Source organism: Sandarakinorhabdus sp. (assembly GCF_987265915.1).
Map to the genome: position 1 here is coordinate 3,376,040 of NZ_OZ503948.1, position 14,055 is coordinate 3,390,094.

Sequence of the window (14,055 nt, forward strand, 5' to 3'; positions counted from 1 at the left end):
GGAGACCCCGGCACATGCGAAGGCGGGCAGGTAATGGATGGCCTTTGGCTTGTCAACGCGATTGCCGCAAACCGCAGGGGGTTTGTGCATGATGGACGCGCCGCGCGCTTCCCCCTTTTGCGGCCGGGCAGCTTGATGCACAAGCGGTCGGTGACCCGTCGCCGCATCCTGCTCATCATCATCGCGGCCCTGGCCGGCGGGTCACTGGCGCTGGGCCTTTATGATCCCGATATCGATGCGCCGGCCGCCGCGGCACTCGCCGATCGGCTGGCGCGGGAATATCATGTGCGATCCGGCATGCCGAGCAGCGAATTTGCGGCGCGCGAAGGCCGGCAATGGGCCGATGGCTGGGAATTTCGCTGGCGCTTCAAGGCCTGCCCGGACTTTGCATCACTCCGGGTCTGGATCAGCCGCAACGGCCGCAGGGCGACATATGCCGAATTCCCCGATTGCGCGCCGGCCACCGGCATCGGTGCGCCGCCGCGGAGCGCCTGAATGCCGCGCAGCGCCTGAACGGCAACGGGCCGGCCCGCTGTGCGCAGGCCGGCCCGTCATGACGCAGCGGATTTGATCAGACCGTGCCGATCGCGTGCTGCGCAATCATGCAATAGAGCATGGGGAACGACAGCAGGAAGTTGGTGCGCGAAAAGATCATCGCCGTGGTGCCGGCCTTGGCCTTTTGCTCCGGCGTGCCATCCACGATGCCCAGCGCGATCTTCTGATTCGGCCAGATCAGGAACCACACGTTGAACGCCATGATCAGGCCCAGCCACATGCCCAGGCCGATGACGCGCTGGCCTTCGGCGAAGGTGAGCGCATCCACCAGATTGGCGCCCGACAGGCCGATGCCGGCCAGCACGGTGAGCAGCGAGCCGTGGCGGAAATAGAGCAAAGCCTTGGGGGCGATATATTTGGTCACGCCCGGCTTCAGCTCGGCGGGCACGCTTGGCATCGTCGGGATCTGCACGAAATTGAAATAATAGAGCAGGCCGATCCACAGGATGCCGGCCCAGACGTGGATGACGCGCAGGAAGCCCAACACCCAGCCGCCGGGATCAGCCGCGATCAGCCCGCCGTGAAAGGCCATGATGACACCGACCATGGCCAGCAGGCCAATGAGCAGCGCGTTGGACAGTTTGCCGAGAATTGCAGCCATGAATGATGCCCCGAAAGTTTGCAGACCCGAGCCCTATAGGTGACAGAATCGCTCTTGTTAAGGGCGGCGGTGGCAGGGACTGTCAGGCAAATGCGCCCCAAGGCCCCCGACGATGACGGCGCATCGCCGCACCCACCAAGCCGAACCCAGCGATCAGCATTGCCCAGCTCGACGGTTCCGGCACGGCGCCGGTGAAGTTCACCTGCTTGCCGGACAGGCCGAACTTCACGAATTCGTCGATGTTCCCGATGTTGCCGCTGATGCTGTTGATCCGGAAGTTCACCTTGCCCGACAGCGTCCAATTGAAATCCCAGAAATCGCCATTGGTCAGCAGCCATTGCGAGGCAAAGCCCGGGCCGACTTCGTTGAAATTGGCGTTGATCAGGTTGGTGGTCGGCGTGACGGTCTGGCTGGCGATGATGCTGCCGCGCGTGGCCGCGCCGGTGGCGGTGAAGGCGATATTGCTGAGCGTGACCACCGGCTCATAATTGTTCTGGCGCTTGCGGCTCGACACTTCCAGATGCAGGGCGTTCATCGGCAATTGGCCGGGGCTGAGCTGGACGCCTGGTGAACCGGTGGCCGCGGCGCCCTGCAAGCGGGCTGCCGATATGGTGGGCGTGGGCGTCAACGCCGGTGAGAAGCTGCCCCACGCCGCCGATCGCACCACATTGGTCGGGCTGGTCAGGCTGAACACAAAGCCTTGGCCGGCAATGTTGCGGAAGGCAAAATCATAAGTGGTGTTGTTCAATGCGGTCAGGTTGCCGATGTCGCGGCTGATGGTGTTGAAGCCCTGAGTGCCGCCGCCCGAATCCACCGAAAGATCGAAATTGGTGGGCGACAGGCGATATTTCGCGCCAAGTACCAGATTGCCGATGCTGGTGACCGCGATGTTCGGCCGGTTGATGGCAACCGTAATGGCCGCCGCCTGGTTGGCCGCCAGCCCCGCAAGCAGGGGAAGCAGCAGAAGATGAACAGGTCTCATTTGAATCGCGCTCCTGATTGGTTAATTTATCGTTAATTCCAACCTTCGTTAGCCGATTCGAAATCATTTGTTAAGATAAAAATGCGCGCGGATTGGCCTGCACGGGTTGCCGCCGCCGTGGGGCGCGACAGGATGCTTGCTGCATGGCCGCAGCTGGCGTATAGGCGGCCTCGTTCCTGCATGGCTGATGGTTTGCAGGCTGCGCGGCTCCGCTGCGCGGCGCCAAACCGCTTTCCCTGCTGGCTGCGCAAACCGGAGATGCCGCATTTTGTCCCAGACCGATCTTGATGCCCGCCTGACCAGCATCATCGCGCCTGTGGTGGCCGCGATGGGCCTGGACCTGGTGCGCATCCAGCTTTCGGGCCAGCCCGGCGCGCTGACGCTGCAGGTGATGGCCGAAGACAAGACGACCGGGCAGTTGACGCTGGATCAATGTGCAGCGCTGTCGCGCGCGCTCGATCTGCCGCTGGAAGAAGCCGATCCGATTCCATCCGAATATGCCCTGGAAGTCTCCTCCCCCGGCATTGACCGGCCGCTGACCCGCGCCATCGATTGGCAGAACTGGATCGGCCACGAAGCCCGCATGAAGCTGGAGCCGATGGTGGACGGCCGCGCCCGCGCCCATGGCGACATCTCCGCGCTGGATGGTGACGATGTGCTGATTACCGGCAAGACCGGGCAGCAATTGCGCCTGCCGATGGCCAATATACGCGCCGCCAAGCTGGTGCTGACCGATCGGCTGATTGCCGCCACCCGCCCGCTGGATACCACCGGCGCCGACGAAATCATCGAAAGCGGTGCTGCCGCGGACAATGACAACGAAACCCCCGACCACGATCTTTCGGAGGACTGAAATGGCCCTTGCCACAGCTCATGCCACATCTTTGACGGCCAATCGCGCCGAACTGCTCGCCATTGCCGATGCGGTGGCACGCGAAAAGAGCATCGATCGCGGCATCGTGATCGAAGCCATGGAGGACGCCATCCAGCGCGCCGCCCGTGCGCGTTACGGCGCCGAAAACGACATCCGCGCCAAGATCGACCCGAAATCCGGCGAAACCCGGCTGTGGCGCGTGCTGGAAGTGGTTGAGGAACCGGAAGATTTCTTCAAGCAGATCGGCCTGAAGGATGCGTTGAAGAAGGACAAGACCGCCGAGCTCGGCGGTTATGTCGTCGATCCGCTGCCGCCGGTGGAATTCGGCCGCATCGCCGCCCAGGGCGCCAAGCAGGTGATCGTGCAGAAGGTGCGCGATGCGGAGCGTGACCGCCAGTATGAAGAGTTCAAGGACCGCCAGGGCGAGATCATCACCGGCGTCGTCAAGCGCGCCGAATTCGGCCATGTCGTCGTTGATCTGGGCAAGGCCGAAGGCGTTATCCGCCGCGACCAGCAGATCCCGCGCGAAGTGCTGAAGCCCGGTGACCGGGTGCGCAGCCTGATCGCCAGCGTGCGCCGCGAACCGCGCGGCCCGCAGATTTTCCTGTCACGCGCGCACGGTGATTTCATGAAGAAATTGTTCGCGCAGGAAGTGCCGGAAATCTATGACGGCATCATCGAGATCAAGGCCGTGGCCCGCGATCCGGGCAGCCGCGCCAAGATCGGCGTGATCAGCCGCGACAGCAGTATCGATCCGGTTGGCGCCTGCGTCGGCATGAAGGGCAGCCGCGTGCAGGCGGTGGTGCAGGAATTGCAGGGCGAAAAGATCGACATCATCCCCTGGTCGCCCGATACCGCTACCTTCGTCGTCAACGCGCTGCAGCCTGCCGAAGTCGCCAAGGTCGTGCTGGATGAAGAAGACAATCGCATCGACGTGGTGGTGCCCGACGATCAGCTTTCGCTCGCCATCGGCCGCCGCGGCCAGAATGTGCGGCTGGCCAGCGCGCTGACCGGCAAGCAGATCGACATCATGACCGAAGCCGACGAAAGCGAGCGCCGGCAGAAGGAATTCGTCGAGAAATCCGAACTGTTCCAGACCGAGCTGGACGTCGATGAGACGCTGGCGCAGCTGCTGGTGGCCGAAGGCTTTTCCGAGCTGGAAGAAGTCGCCTATGTCGACCTGGCGGAAATTGCCGGCATCGAAGGCTTTGACGAGGATCTTGGCACCGAACTGCAGAACCGCGCCATCGAAGCCCTGGAACGCCGCGAAGCCACCGCCCGCGAAGAACGCCGCGCGCTGGGGGTGGAGGATGATCTGGCCGCCATCGAAGGCCTGACCGAGGCCATGCTGGTGGTTCTGGGCAAGAAGAATATCCGCACCCTTGATGATCTGGGCGATCTCGCGTCCGACGAACTGGTCGGCCGCGGCGGTATCCTGAAGGAATTCGGCCTGTCGGAAGAGGATGGCAACCGCATCATCATGGCCGCGCGGGCGCATTGGTTTGCCGATGAAAACGCTGATGGGGAGGACGCATCAGCGGATGGAAGCCAATGATCGCCTGACGCCGGAACCGCCGGCTGCCGATGAAGCGCTCCGCAAAGGGGGCAGTGCCACGCTTTCCGAGCGTCGCTGCGTCCTGACAGGCGAAGCTGCGCCGCGCGCGCTGCTGATCCGGCTGGCGCTGGGGCCCGATGGCCAGGTTGCCGCCGATTGGTCGGAACGGCTGCCCGGCCGCGGCGCGTGGATTGCCGCGAATCGCACCCTGTTTGACAGCGTGGCGGCGCGTGGCCGTTTGCGCGGGGCACTGGCCCGCGCGTTCAAGGCCAACAGCTTCACCCTGCCCGACGATCTGGGCGCACGCATCGAAGCCAGCTTGCGGCAACGCCTGCTGGCGCGGCTCGGCCTGGAAAAACGCGCCGGCAACCTGATCATCGGTGAAGAGCGCGTGCGCGAGGCGTTGCGCGCCGGCAAGCTGTGGCTGGTGCTGCACGCCGGCGATGCCCGCCCCGATGGTGCCGACCGGCTGGATGGCATGGCGCGGGCGGTGGGCGAATCGCTGGGCGTGGAGATCGCCCAGCGCCGGTTGCCGATCCCGCGCGAAGCCTTGTCGGCGGCGCTGGGCCGCGACAATGCGGTGCATGCCGGCCTCACTGAACCGGCGGCGGCAGCGCGGGTGCTGGCTGATATCGATCGCTGGGCGGGCTTTGCCCCTCCCGAAAACGATCCGCAAGGCGATCCCGGAACCGAAACAGAGACTGAGTTTGAACAGACGGGCGGCGCAACAGAGGTTGCGGCAGACGCCCTTGAGAGGCATTAGGCGCGACGATGAGTGACGACAACAAACCCAAGCTTGGCATGCGTGCCCCCCTCGGCCTCAACAAGTCGGTCGAGGTCGGCAAGGTGAAGCAGCAATTCAGCCACGGCCGCACCAAACAGGTGGTCGTGGAAGTGAAGCGTACGCGCGTGTTGCATCGCCCCGGCGATGCGCCTGCCCCGGCACCCGAGCCCGTCCCGACCCCACCCCCCGTTGCGGCCCCGGTCGCGGCGCCGCCCGTGGCGCGCGCCCCCCAGCCGGTGACCCCGCCGGCCCCGGCCGCACCGCCGCCGGTCACCACACGTGCACCGGAACCGGCGCCGCCGCGCCCGGCCATGCCGCCGCCCGTGACTTTCCGTCCGGTCGAGCGCGTGCCCGCGCCGACCCGCGAGGTGCCGACCCCCGAAACACCGGCTGCCGAAACCAAGGCCCCCGAAGCTGCGGCCGCCGAAGCAACCGCAACGGCAACCGCCCCGCCGGCCGAAGCCAAGGCGCCCGAACCCGTGGCACCGCCGAAGCCGGCGGCGACCGCACCGGCCACACGCCCGGCTGCACCGACGCCGCAGCGCCCACAAACCCAGTCCGGGGCCCAGTCCGGGGCCCAGACCGGCCGCCCGCCCCAGGCCGGCGCCGGCCAGCGCGGCGGTATGCGCCCGCCGCAACAGAGCGGCGCGCCGCAGCGCCGCATGACTCCGGCCGAATTGTCCGCGCTCTATCAGCGCCAGGCCGAGGAAGACCGGCTGCGCCTGATGGAAGAGGTGCGCATCCGCGAGGAGCAGGAGCGCGCCGCGCGCGAAGAGGAAGATCGCCGCCGTCTGGATGAAAAGCGGTTGGCCGCCGAGGAACTCGCCACCCGTCCCGATCCGGTGCCGGAAACCGACGCCGATGGCATGGTGATCCCGGCCGGCGCGATGGAGGACGACGACGACAGCATGCGGGTGCGCATCATTCCGGGCCGCAAGCCGGAAGCGCCCAAGCCGCAGCGCCTGGTCAAGGGCGCCGATGATCGCCGCAAATCCGGCAAGCTGACCGTCACGCGCGCGCTGGACGATGAAGGCAACACCCGCGTCCGCAGCCTGGCGGCGCTGCGCCGCGCCCGTGAGAAGGAACGCGGCCGGCTGGGCAGCCAGGCCAAGCAGGTGCGCGACGTGACCGTGCCCGACACGATCACCGTGCAGGAACTCGCCAACCGCATGGCCGAACGAACCAACAATGTCGTGCGCCTGCTCGCCCGCCTGGGTGTGCCGACCGCGGCGCTGGAGGAAATCGATCAGGACACCGCCGAACTGGTGCTGACCGAATTCGGCCACAACATCATCCGCGTGTCCGAAAGCGATGTCGAAAAGGGCATGGTTGGCGCGGCCGACGTGGAAGACGACATGAGCCCGCGTCCGCCCGTGGTCACCATCATGGGCCATGTCGATCACGGCAAGACCAGCCTGCTCGATGCGCTGCGCGGATCGAACGTGGTGAAGGGCGAAGCTGGCGGCATCACGCAGCAGATCGGTGCCTATCAGATCGTCACCAAGGACAAGCAGAAGATCACCTTCCTCGATACGCCCGGCCACGAAGCCTTCACCCAGATGCGCGCCCGCGGCGCCGGGGTGACCGATATCGTCGTGCTGGTGGTGGCCTGGGATGACGGGATCATGCCGCAGACCATCGAAGCCATCCAGCACACCAAGGCGGCCGGCGTGCCGATGATCGTGGCCATCAACAAGATGGACAAGGCCGGCGCCGATGCCAGCCGCATCCGTACCGCCCTGCTGCAACAGGATGTGCAGGTCGAGGAAATGGGCGGCGACGTGATGGATGCGGAGATTTCCGCCACCCAGAAGATCGGCCTCGACGACCTGCTGGAGAAGATACTGCTGCAAGCCGAAGTGCTGGATCTGCGCGCCAACCCCGATCGCCCCGCCGAAGGCACGGTGATCGAGGCCCGGCTGGACAAGGGCAAGGGTCCGCTCGCCACCGTGCTGGTCGGGCGCGGCACCCTGAAGCGTGGCGACATCTTCGTGATGGGCCAGGAATGGGGCCGGGTGCGTGCGCTGACCGACGACAAGGGTGTGCAGGTGAAGGAAGCCGGCCCGTCGGCGGCGGTCGAAGTGCTCGGCCTGGGCGGCGTGCCGCAGGCCGGCGATCTGGTCACCGTGGTGGAAGACGAAGCCCGCGCCCGCGAAGTCGCGGAATATCGCGCTGGCCTCGCCACCGCCAAGCGCACCGGTGCCAACGGCCCGGCCCGGCTGGAAGACATGTTCTCGGTGCTGCGCGCCAAGAAGGTCCAGGAATATCCGCTGGTCATCAAGGCCGACACGCAAGGCTCGGCCGAAGCCATCGCCGGTGCGGTGGGCAAGATCGGCAGCGACCAGATCCGCGCCAAGGTGCTGATCGCCAGCACCGGCGGCATCACCGAAAGCGACGTGACCCTGGCCAAGGCCAGCGGCGCCCCGGTGATCGGTTTCAACGTGCGCGCCAATGCCAAGGCGCGCGAGATTGCCCAGCGCGATCAGGTGGCGTTGAAGTACTACGACGTCATCTATGATCTGATCGACGACGTGAAGGCGGCGATGGCCGGCCAGCTTGGCCCCGAAGCCTTTGAAACCGTTGTGGGCCGCGCCCAGGTGCTGGATGTGTTCCAGGCCGGCAAGGTCGGCAAGGCAGCCGGCCTGCGCGTCACCGAAGGCTATATCAAGAAGGCCCTGCGCGCCCGTGTCATGCGCGACGATGTCATCATCTACACCGGCTTCATTGCCTCGCTGCGCCGCTTCAAGGAAGATGTGCCGGAAGTGAAGGTCGGTCTGGAATGCGGCATCACGCTGGCCGATTCGTCGGATGTGAAGGTGGGCGACATCGTCGAGACCTATGAAGTCGAGATGAAGGAACGCACGCTCTGACCTGCTCCCCTCCCGCTTGCGGGAGGGGTTGGGGGTGGGAATGGTCCCCGCCCCACTTTGCCCACCCCCGACCCCTCCCGCAAGCGGGAGGGGAGGAACATGCGCCAATGCCCAAGCCCGTCGCACCCACCAGCACCGATTCCAAGGGCCGCCCGATCCGCCTGCAGCGCATCGGCGAACAGGTGCGCCATGCGCTCGCTGAAATCATCGCGCGCGGCGATCTGCGCGACGAGGTGATCACCCGCACCATCATTTCGGTGTCGGAAGCGCGCGTCACCCCCGATCTGCGCCATGCCATCGTGTTCGTGAAAGCCTCGAACGGCGATGACGAGGCGGTGGTGAAGGCGCTGGGCCAGCACCGCGGCTGGCTGCGCGGCGAAGTCGCCAAGCGGCTGGCGACGAAATACACGCCCGACCTGTCGTTCCGCCGCGACGAAAGCTTCGATGCCGGCGCCCGCATCGATGCCGTGCTGAAGCGCCCGGAAATCGCCCGCGATCTGCCGCCTCTGCCCACCACCGCGCCGCGTCCGTGGAAGAGCCTGGCGGACAGCATCGACGACGAGGATTGAGCCTCAAGTTGCTTTTTCGGGCTGAAATGGTCATATTGAAATGGTCATTTCACTGGCCGGACGACTCCCATGCCCCGCGAACTCACCCTGTCAGCCAGCCAGTTCAAGGCGCAATGCCTGGACCTGATGGCCGCTGGCGCGACGCACCGCCTGGATCGGGTCAACATCACCAAGCGCGGCAAGGCCTATGTCACGCTCAGCTTTGAAGGTGAGCAGGCCGGAGTCGCAGTGATGGACCCGTTCGGCTGCATGAAGGGCAGCACCGGCCTGACCGTCACCGATTTCGCCAGTCTTGAAGCCGACCTGGCCGAACTCGGCGCGGAAATGGCTGCGCTTGTCGAAGCGTCGGCTGCGCGCTTCGCGTGAAGCGCCCGGGCCATCTGTTGCTCGATACCAATATCATCCTGCGGCTGAGCGAGGGCATGCCGGTTTCGGCTGCCTGCCGCGAAGCGGTGCGCAGTGCCGCCGGTCATTTGCTGGTGTCATCGGTGTCGGCTTGGGAAATTGGCACCCTGGCCACGCGAACTGGCAACACACGGATGTTGTTTGGCGGTGATGCGCGCGGCTGGCTGCAACGATTCCTCACGAATTTCCGCGCCGACGCTCTTGATCTGTCGTGGCAGTCGGCCCTCGCTGCTGCAAGCTTGCCGGAACCCTTCCACCGTGACCCGGCCGACCGGCTGCTGGTCGCGCAGGCCCGCGCCGACGATCTGCTGTTGCTCACCAGCGACCGCAGCATCCTTGCCTATGCCGACGCCGGCCATGTGCGGGCACTGGCCTGCTGATGTCCCGGTCAGGTGACGCACCCGACAATTTGCGATAAGACGCTGGCATGGATCGACAGGAAGCCCTGACCCGGCTGCAAGCCGCTTCGCCCCGCTTGAAGGCGGCAGGCGTGGGGGCGCTGTATCTGTTCGGCTCCACCGCCCGGGACGAAGCCGGCCCGGCCAGCGATGTGGACCTGTTTTTCGATCCCGCCCATGGCCGCCTGAGCCTGTTCGACGTGATGGAAGTGCGGGATATCGCGCAGGAAGAAGTTGGCGTTGCGGTGGACGTGATGACCCGCGGTTCCATTCATCCCTATTTGCGACAGCGCATCGAAGCGGAAGCCATCCAGGTTTTCTGATGGTGCATCGTTCGCAAAGACTGCGCCTGCTCGATATGGCTGCCCAGATTTCAGCCATTGATACCGCCATGATCGGCCGAACCGAGGCGGATTTGCGGAACAACTGGCTGCTCCGCAGTGCCGTCGAACGCGGCATCGAGATCATCTCCGAGGCCAGCCGTCATATCGATCCTGTTCTGTTGGCGCAGCATCCAGACGTGCCCTGGCGGCGCGTGGCCGACACCGGGAATTGGCTGCGACATGGTTATGACAAGGTCGAGCCGCCGTTGATCCTGTCCATTGTTGTGGATCATTTCCCGGCATTGCGCAGCGCTGTGTCTGCGATGCTTGCCATCACGCCCGAGGACTGACGATTTCTGCAACGTCCCTCAACGGCTGGATCATCCTCGACAAGCCGATCGGCCTGACCAGCGCGCAGGGCGTCGCCGCGGTGAAGCGCATCTTGCGACAGGCAGGCCTGCCCATCCCGCGCATCGGCCATGGTGGCACGCTGGATCCGCTGGCGACCGGTGTGCTGCCGATCGCGCTCGGCGAAGCCACCAAATTGGCTGGGCGCATGCTGGATGCCGCCAAGGCTTATGATTTCACGGTGCAGTTCGGCAGCGAAACGACCACGCTGGATGCCGAAGGGCCGGTGATCGCCAGCAGCGACGTGCGCCCCGATGCCGCCGCCATTGCCGGCGTGCTGCCGCGCTTCACCGGGCCGATCTCGCAGATTCCGCCCCAATATTCGGCGCTCAAGGTCGATGGTCAGCGCGCCTATGCCCTCGCCCGCGCCGGAACCGAGGTTTCGCTCGCCGCCCGCCAACTCACCATCCACGCGGTCACGCTCACCGCCACCACACCGGACAGCGCGACCTTCAGCAGCCATGTGTCCAAGGGCACCTATATCCGCAGCCTGGCGCGCGACATCGCCTACGCGCTGGGCACCGTCGGCCATGTCACCATGCTGCGCCGCACAAAGTCTGGCCCCTTCACGCTGGCGCAAGCGATATCGCTGGACAAGCTGGCCGCATTGGTGCAGGGGCCGACGCCAGAACAGGCACTCTTGCCATTGATGGCGGGGCTGGACGACATCCCGGCTCTGCCTATCACGCCAGACGAAGCGGCGGCACTCCATCAGGGGCGCAGGCTTGTCGGGCACCCAGCCAGCAACGGCACCCATCTCGCCTGCAACGGTTCTGTTCCCGTTGCATTGGTCGAGGCCCATCAGGGCGAGGTGCGGGTGCTGCGCGGGTTCAACCTTTGATGAAGGAGTACCACGATGTCGGTCACCACCGAACGCAAGGCTGAAATCATCAGCGGCAACGCCCAGAGCGCCAATGACACCGGTTCCCCGGAAGTCCAGGTCGCCATCCTGTCGGAACGCATCGCCAATCTGACCGAGCATTTCAAGACGCACGCCAAGGACAATCACTCCCGGCGCGGCCTTCTGGTGCTGGTCAACAAGCGCCGTTCGCTGCTCGATTATCTGAAACGCAAGGATTTGGCGCGCTATACCGCGCTGATCGCCAAGCTGGGCCTGCGCAAGTAAGCCCACAACCGGAACGGCCCCCAACCGGGGGCCGTTCGTTTATCCGGTGCCCCACGAATTCGCGTGGGCACGCCGGCGCCGCCACAAAGGGCGGCACACACGCTGTTGGCGGCCGGCAATCGGGCCTGTCGCCAGGAAAAGAAGAAGACCATGTTCACCATTCATAAAGAAGAACTGATGTGGGGCGGCCGCAAGCTGACCCTGGAAACCGGCCGCATTGCCCGCCAGGCCGATGCCGCCGTTGTCGCCACCCTTGGCGAAACCGTGGTGCTGTGCGCTGTCACCGCCGCCAAGTCGGTGAAGGAAGGGCAGGATTTCTTCCCGCTCACCGTTCACTATCAGGAAAAATATTCGGCTGCCGGCCGCATACCCGGCGGCTTCTTCAAGCGCGAACGCGGCGCCACCGAGCATGAAACGCTCACCAGCCGCCTGATCGATCGCCCGCTGCGCCCGCTGTTTCCCGAAGGTTTCTATAACGAAATCAACGTGATTGCCCATGTGCTCAGCTATGATGGCGAAGCCGAAGGCGATATCCTGGCGCTGATCGCGGCGTCGGCTGCGCTCACCCTGTCGGGCGTGCCGTTCATGGGCCCCATCGCCGGCGCCCGCGTCGGTTACATCGATGGCGAATATATCCTGAACCCCACCAAGACCCAGGTGAAGGACGGCAGCCTCGATCTCGTCGTCGCCGGCACCGCCGATGCGGTGATGATGGTCGAATCCGAAGCCAAGGAGCTTTCGGAAGCCGAAATGCTGAACGGCGTGATGTTCGCGCATCGCTCCATCCAGCCGGTGATCGATGCCATCATCCGCCTCGCCGAAAAGGCCGCCAAGGATCCCTGGGATCTGAGCATCACCGACGACAAGGCGATGCTGGCCACGTTGAAGGACGCCATCGGCGCCGACATCGATGCCGCCTATCGCCTGCGCGGCAAGTCCGATCGCCAGAATGCGCTGGCCGAAGCCAAGGCCAAGGCCAAGGCGGTGTTCGCCGGCGGTACGCCGCAGGAGCAGATGAAGGCCGGCAAGCTGTTCAAGAAGCTGGAAGCCGCCATCGTGCGCGGCGCCATCCTCTCCGAAGGCCGCCGCATCGATGGCCGCGACACCAAGACGGTTCGCCCGATCGAAGCCATGGTCGGCTTCCTGCCACGCACCCATGGTTCGGCGCTGTTCACCCGCGGCGAAACCCAGGCCATCGTTACCACGACGCTGGGCACGGCCGATGCCGAACAGATGATCGATGGCCTCGATGGTCTGCGCTATGAACGCTTCATGCTGCACTACAACTTCCCCCCCTATTCGGTGGGTGAAGTCGGCCGCTTCGGCGCGCCGGGCCGCCGCGAAGTCGGCCATGGCAAGCTGGCCTGGCGGGCACTGCATCCGCTGCTGCCGGCCAAGGAAGAATTCCCTTACACCGTCCGCGTGCTGGCCGACATCACCGAGTCGAATGGCTCGTCCTCGATGGCGACCGTCTGCGGTGGCTCACTGGCGTTGATGGACGCTGGCGTGCCGCTGAAGCGCCCGTGCGCCGGCATCGCCATGGGGCTGATTCTGGAAGGGAAGGACTTCGCCGTCCTCTCCGACATCCTGGGTGATGAAGATCATCTGGGCGACATGGACTTCAAGGTCGCCGGCACCACCGAAGGCGTCACCAGCCTTCAGATGGACATCAAGGTCGCCGGCATCACCGAAGAGATCATGCGCGTCGCGCTCGATCAGGCGAAGGCCGGCCGCGAGCATATCCTGGGCGAAATGGCCAAGGCGCTCGACAGCACCCGTGAAGGCCTGTCCGCCCACGCCCCGCGCATCGAATCGATGCAGGTGCCCAAGGACAAGATTCGCGACATCATCGGCACCGGCGGCAAGGTGATCCGCGAGATCGTCGCCACCACCGGCGCCAAGGTCGATATCGAAGACGATGGCACGGTGAAGATCAGCAGCAGCGATCCGGCCCAGATTGCCGCCGCCCGCAAGTGGATCGAAGGCATCACCATGGAAGCCGAGGTGGGCAAGATCTACACCGGCAAGGTCGTGAACATGGCCGATTTCGGCGCGTTCGTGAACTTCATGGGCGCCAAGGATGGCCTGGTGCACATCTCGGAAATCAAGAACGAGCGTGTGGCCAACGTCAAGGACGTGCTGACCGACGGCCAGCAGGTCAAGGTCAAGGTGCTCGGCATCGATGATCGCGGCAAGGTGAAGCTGTCGATGCGTCTGGTCGATCAGGAAACCGGCGAGGAACTGCCGGACACCCGCCCACCGCGTGAAGGTGGCGACGATCGCGGCCCGCGCGGTGATCGTGGTCCGCGCCGTGATGGTGATCGCGGCCCGCGCCGCGACGGCGACCGTGACCGTGGTCCGCGCCGTGACGACCGCGGCCCCCGTCGTGATGGTGGCGGCGAACGCCGCCCGCGCGAAGCCGAAAGCAATGAGGGCGAGCCCGGTGGCCTGCCCAACTTCCTGACCGGCGGCAACGACTGACGCTGCCGGCCTTCAGGGCCAGAAAGGGGCCGCGCTTCCACCTGGAAGCGCGGCCTTTTTGCTGTTTGCACTTCTGTTGAAGCGGGCCAGCCCCTCATATTCTGCCAGGCCGTCAATTTTGCCC

15 protein-coding genes are annotated in these 14,055 nt (G+C 65.3%); 13 read left to right on the plus strand and 2 right to left on the minus strand.

Going from position 1 to position 14,055, the window contains the following annotated elements; genetic code table 11:
* Positions 1 to 135 precede the first annotated feature (135 nt).
* On the plus strand, positions 136 to 495 hold the full coding sequence (locus AC6UUM_RS16035; protein WP_500803242.1) for a hypothetical protein: 360 nt from the start codon (positions 136 to 138) through the stop codon (positions 493 to 495).
* Positions 496 to 571: 76 nt separating this feature from the next.
* Here AC6UUM_RS16035 and AC6UUM_RS16040 read toward each other — a convergent pair whose 3' ends face one another.
* Both AC6UUM_RS16040 and AC6UUM_RS16045 read right to left on the minus strand, forming a co-directional pair.
* Positions 572 to 1,156, minus strand: coding sequence for a urate hydroxylase PuuD (locus tag AC6UUM_RS16040; protein WP_500803243.1), 585 nt, complete (start codon positions 1,154 to 1,156; stop codon positions 572 to 574).
* A gap of 82 nt (positions 1,157 to 1,238) precedes the next feature.
* Positions 1,239 to 2,138, minus strand: coding sequence for a PEPxxWA-CTERM sorting domain-containing protein (locus AC6UUM_RS16045; protein WP_500803244.1), 900 nt, complete (start codon positions 2,136 to 2,138; stop codon positions 1,239 to 1,241).
* Positions 2,139 to 2,406: 268 nt separating this feature from the next.
* Here AC6UUM_RS16045 and AC6UUM_RS16050 point away from each other — a divergent pair, with 268 nt between their 5' ends.
* The 12 genes from AC6UUM_RS16050 (at position 2,407) to pnp (ending at position 13,931) form a co-directional block, all read left to right on the plus strand.
* Complete coding sequence (locus AC6UUM_RS16050; protein WP_500803245.1) at positions 2,407 to 2,991, plus strand: LSm family protein; 585 nt, start codon at positions 2,407 to 2,409, stop codon at positions 2,989 to 2,991.
* Between the two features lies 1 nt (position 2,992).
* Positions 2,993 to 4,567: a transcription termination factor NusA gene (gene nusA, locus AC6UUM_RS16055; RefSeq protein ID WP_500803246.1), complete on the plus strand. Its 1,575-nt coding sequence runs from the start codon at positions 2,993 to 2,995 to the stop codon at positions 4,565 to 4,567.
* Positions 4,533 to 5,330, plus strand: coding sequence for a DUF448 domain-containing protein (locus AC6UUM_RS16060; RefSeq protein WP_500803247.1), 798 nt, complete (start codon positions 4,533 to 4,535; stop codon positions 5,328 to 5,330). Before nusA ends, AC6UUM_RS16060 begins: the two co-directional genes overlap by 35 nt.
* A gap of 8 nt (positions 5,331 to 5,338) precedes the next feature.
* Complete coding sequence (gene infB / locus AC6UUM_RS16065) at positions 5,339 to 8,221, plus strand: translation initiation factor IF-2 (protein ID WP_500803248.1); 2,883 nt, start codon at positions 5,339 to 5,341, stop codon at positions 8,219 to 8,221.
* 107 nt (positions 8,222 to 8,328) lie between these two features.
* Positions 8,329 to 8,790 carry a 30S ribosome-binding factor RbfA gene (rbfA, locus tag AC6UUM_RS16070; protein ID WP_500803249.1) on the plus strand — a complete coding sequence of 154 codons (462 nt, stop codon included), beginning with the start codon at positions 8,329 to 8,331 and terminating at the stop codon, positions 8,788 to 8,790.
* Positions 8,791 to 8,859: 69 nt separating this feature from the next.
* Positions 8,860 to 9,156, plus strand: coding sequence for a hypothetical protein (locus AC6UUM_RS16075; protein ID WP_500803250.1), 297 nt, complete (start codon positions 8,860 to 8,862; stop codon positions 9,154 to 9,156).
* Positions 9,153 to 9,575, plus strand: coding sequence for a type II toxin-antitoxin system VapC family toxin (locus AC6UUM_RS16080; protein ID WP_500803251.1), 423 nt, complete (start codon positions 9,153 to 9,155; stop codon positions 9,573 to 9,575). Before AC6UUM_RS16075 ends, AC6UUM_RS16080 begins: the two co-directional genes overlap by 4 nt.
* A gap of 47 nt (positions 9,576 to 9,622) precedes the next feature.
* Positions 9,623 to 9,916: a nucleotidyltransferase family protein gene (locus AC6UUM_RS16085; protein WP_500803252.1), complete on the plus strand. Its 294-nt coding sequence runs from the start codon at positions 9,623 to 9,625 to the stop codon at positions 9,914 to 9,916.
* Positions 9,916 to 10,266: a HepT-like ribonuclease domain-containing protein gene (locus tag AC6UUM_RS16090; protein WP_500803253.1), complete on the plus strand. Its 351-nt coding sequence runs from the start codon at positions 9,916 to 9,918 to the stop codon at positions 10,264 to 10,266. Before AC6UUM_RS16085 ends, AC6UUM_RS16090 begins: the two co-directional genes overlap by 1 nt.
* A gap of 2 nt (positions 10,267 to 10,268) precedes the next feature.
* Complete coding sequence (gene truB, locus AC6UUM_RS16095; protein ID WP_500804996.1) at positions 10,269 to 11,165, plus strand: tRNA pseudouridine(55) synthase TruB; 897 nt, start codon at positions 10,269 to 10,271, stop codon at positions 11,163 to 11,165.
* A 15-nt stretch (positions 11,166 to 11,180) separates the two neighbouring features.
* On the plus strand, positions 11,181 to 11,450 hold the full coding sequence (gene rpsO / locus AC6UUM_RS16100) for a 30S ribosomal protein S15 (protein WP_500803254.1): 270 nt from the start codon (positions 11,181 to 11,183) through the stop codon (positions 11,448 to 11,450).
* Positions 11,451 to 11,600: 150 nt separating this feature from the next.
* A complete protein-coding gene (gene pnp, locus AC6UUM_RS16105; protein WP_500803255.1) occupies positions 11,601 to 13,931 on the plus strand; it encodes a polyribonucleotide nucleotidyltransferase in 2,331 nt (776 codons plus the stop codon).
* Positions 13,932 to 14,055: the final 124 nt, after the last annotated feature.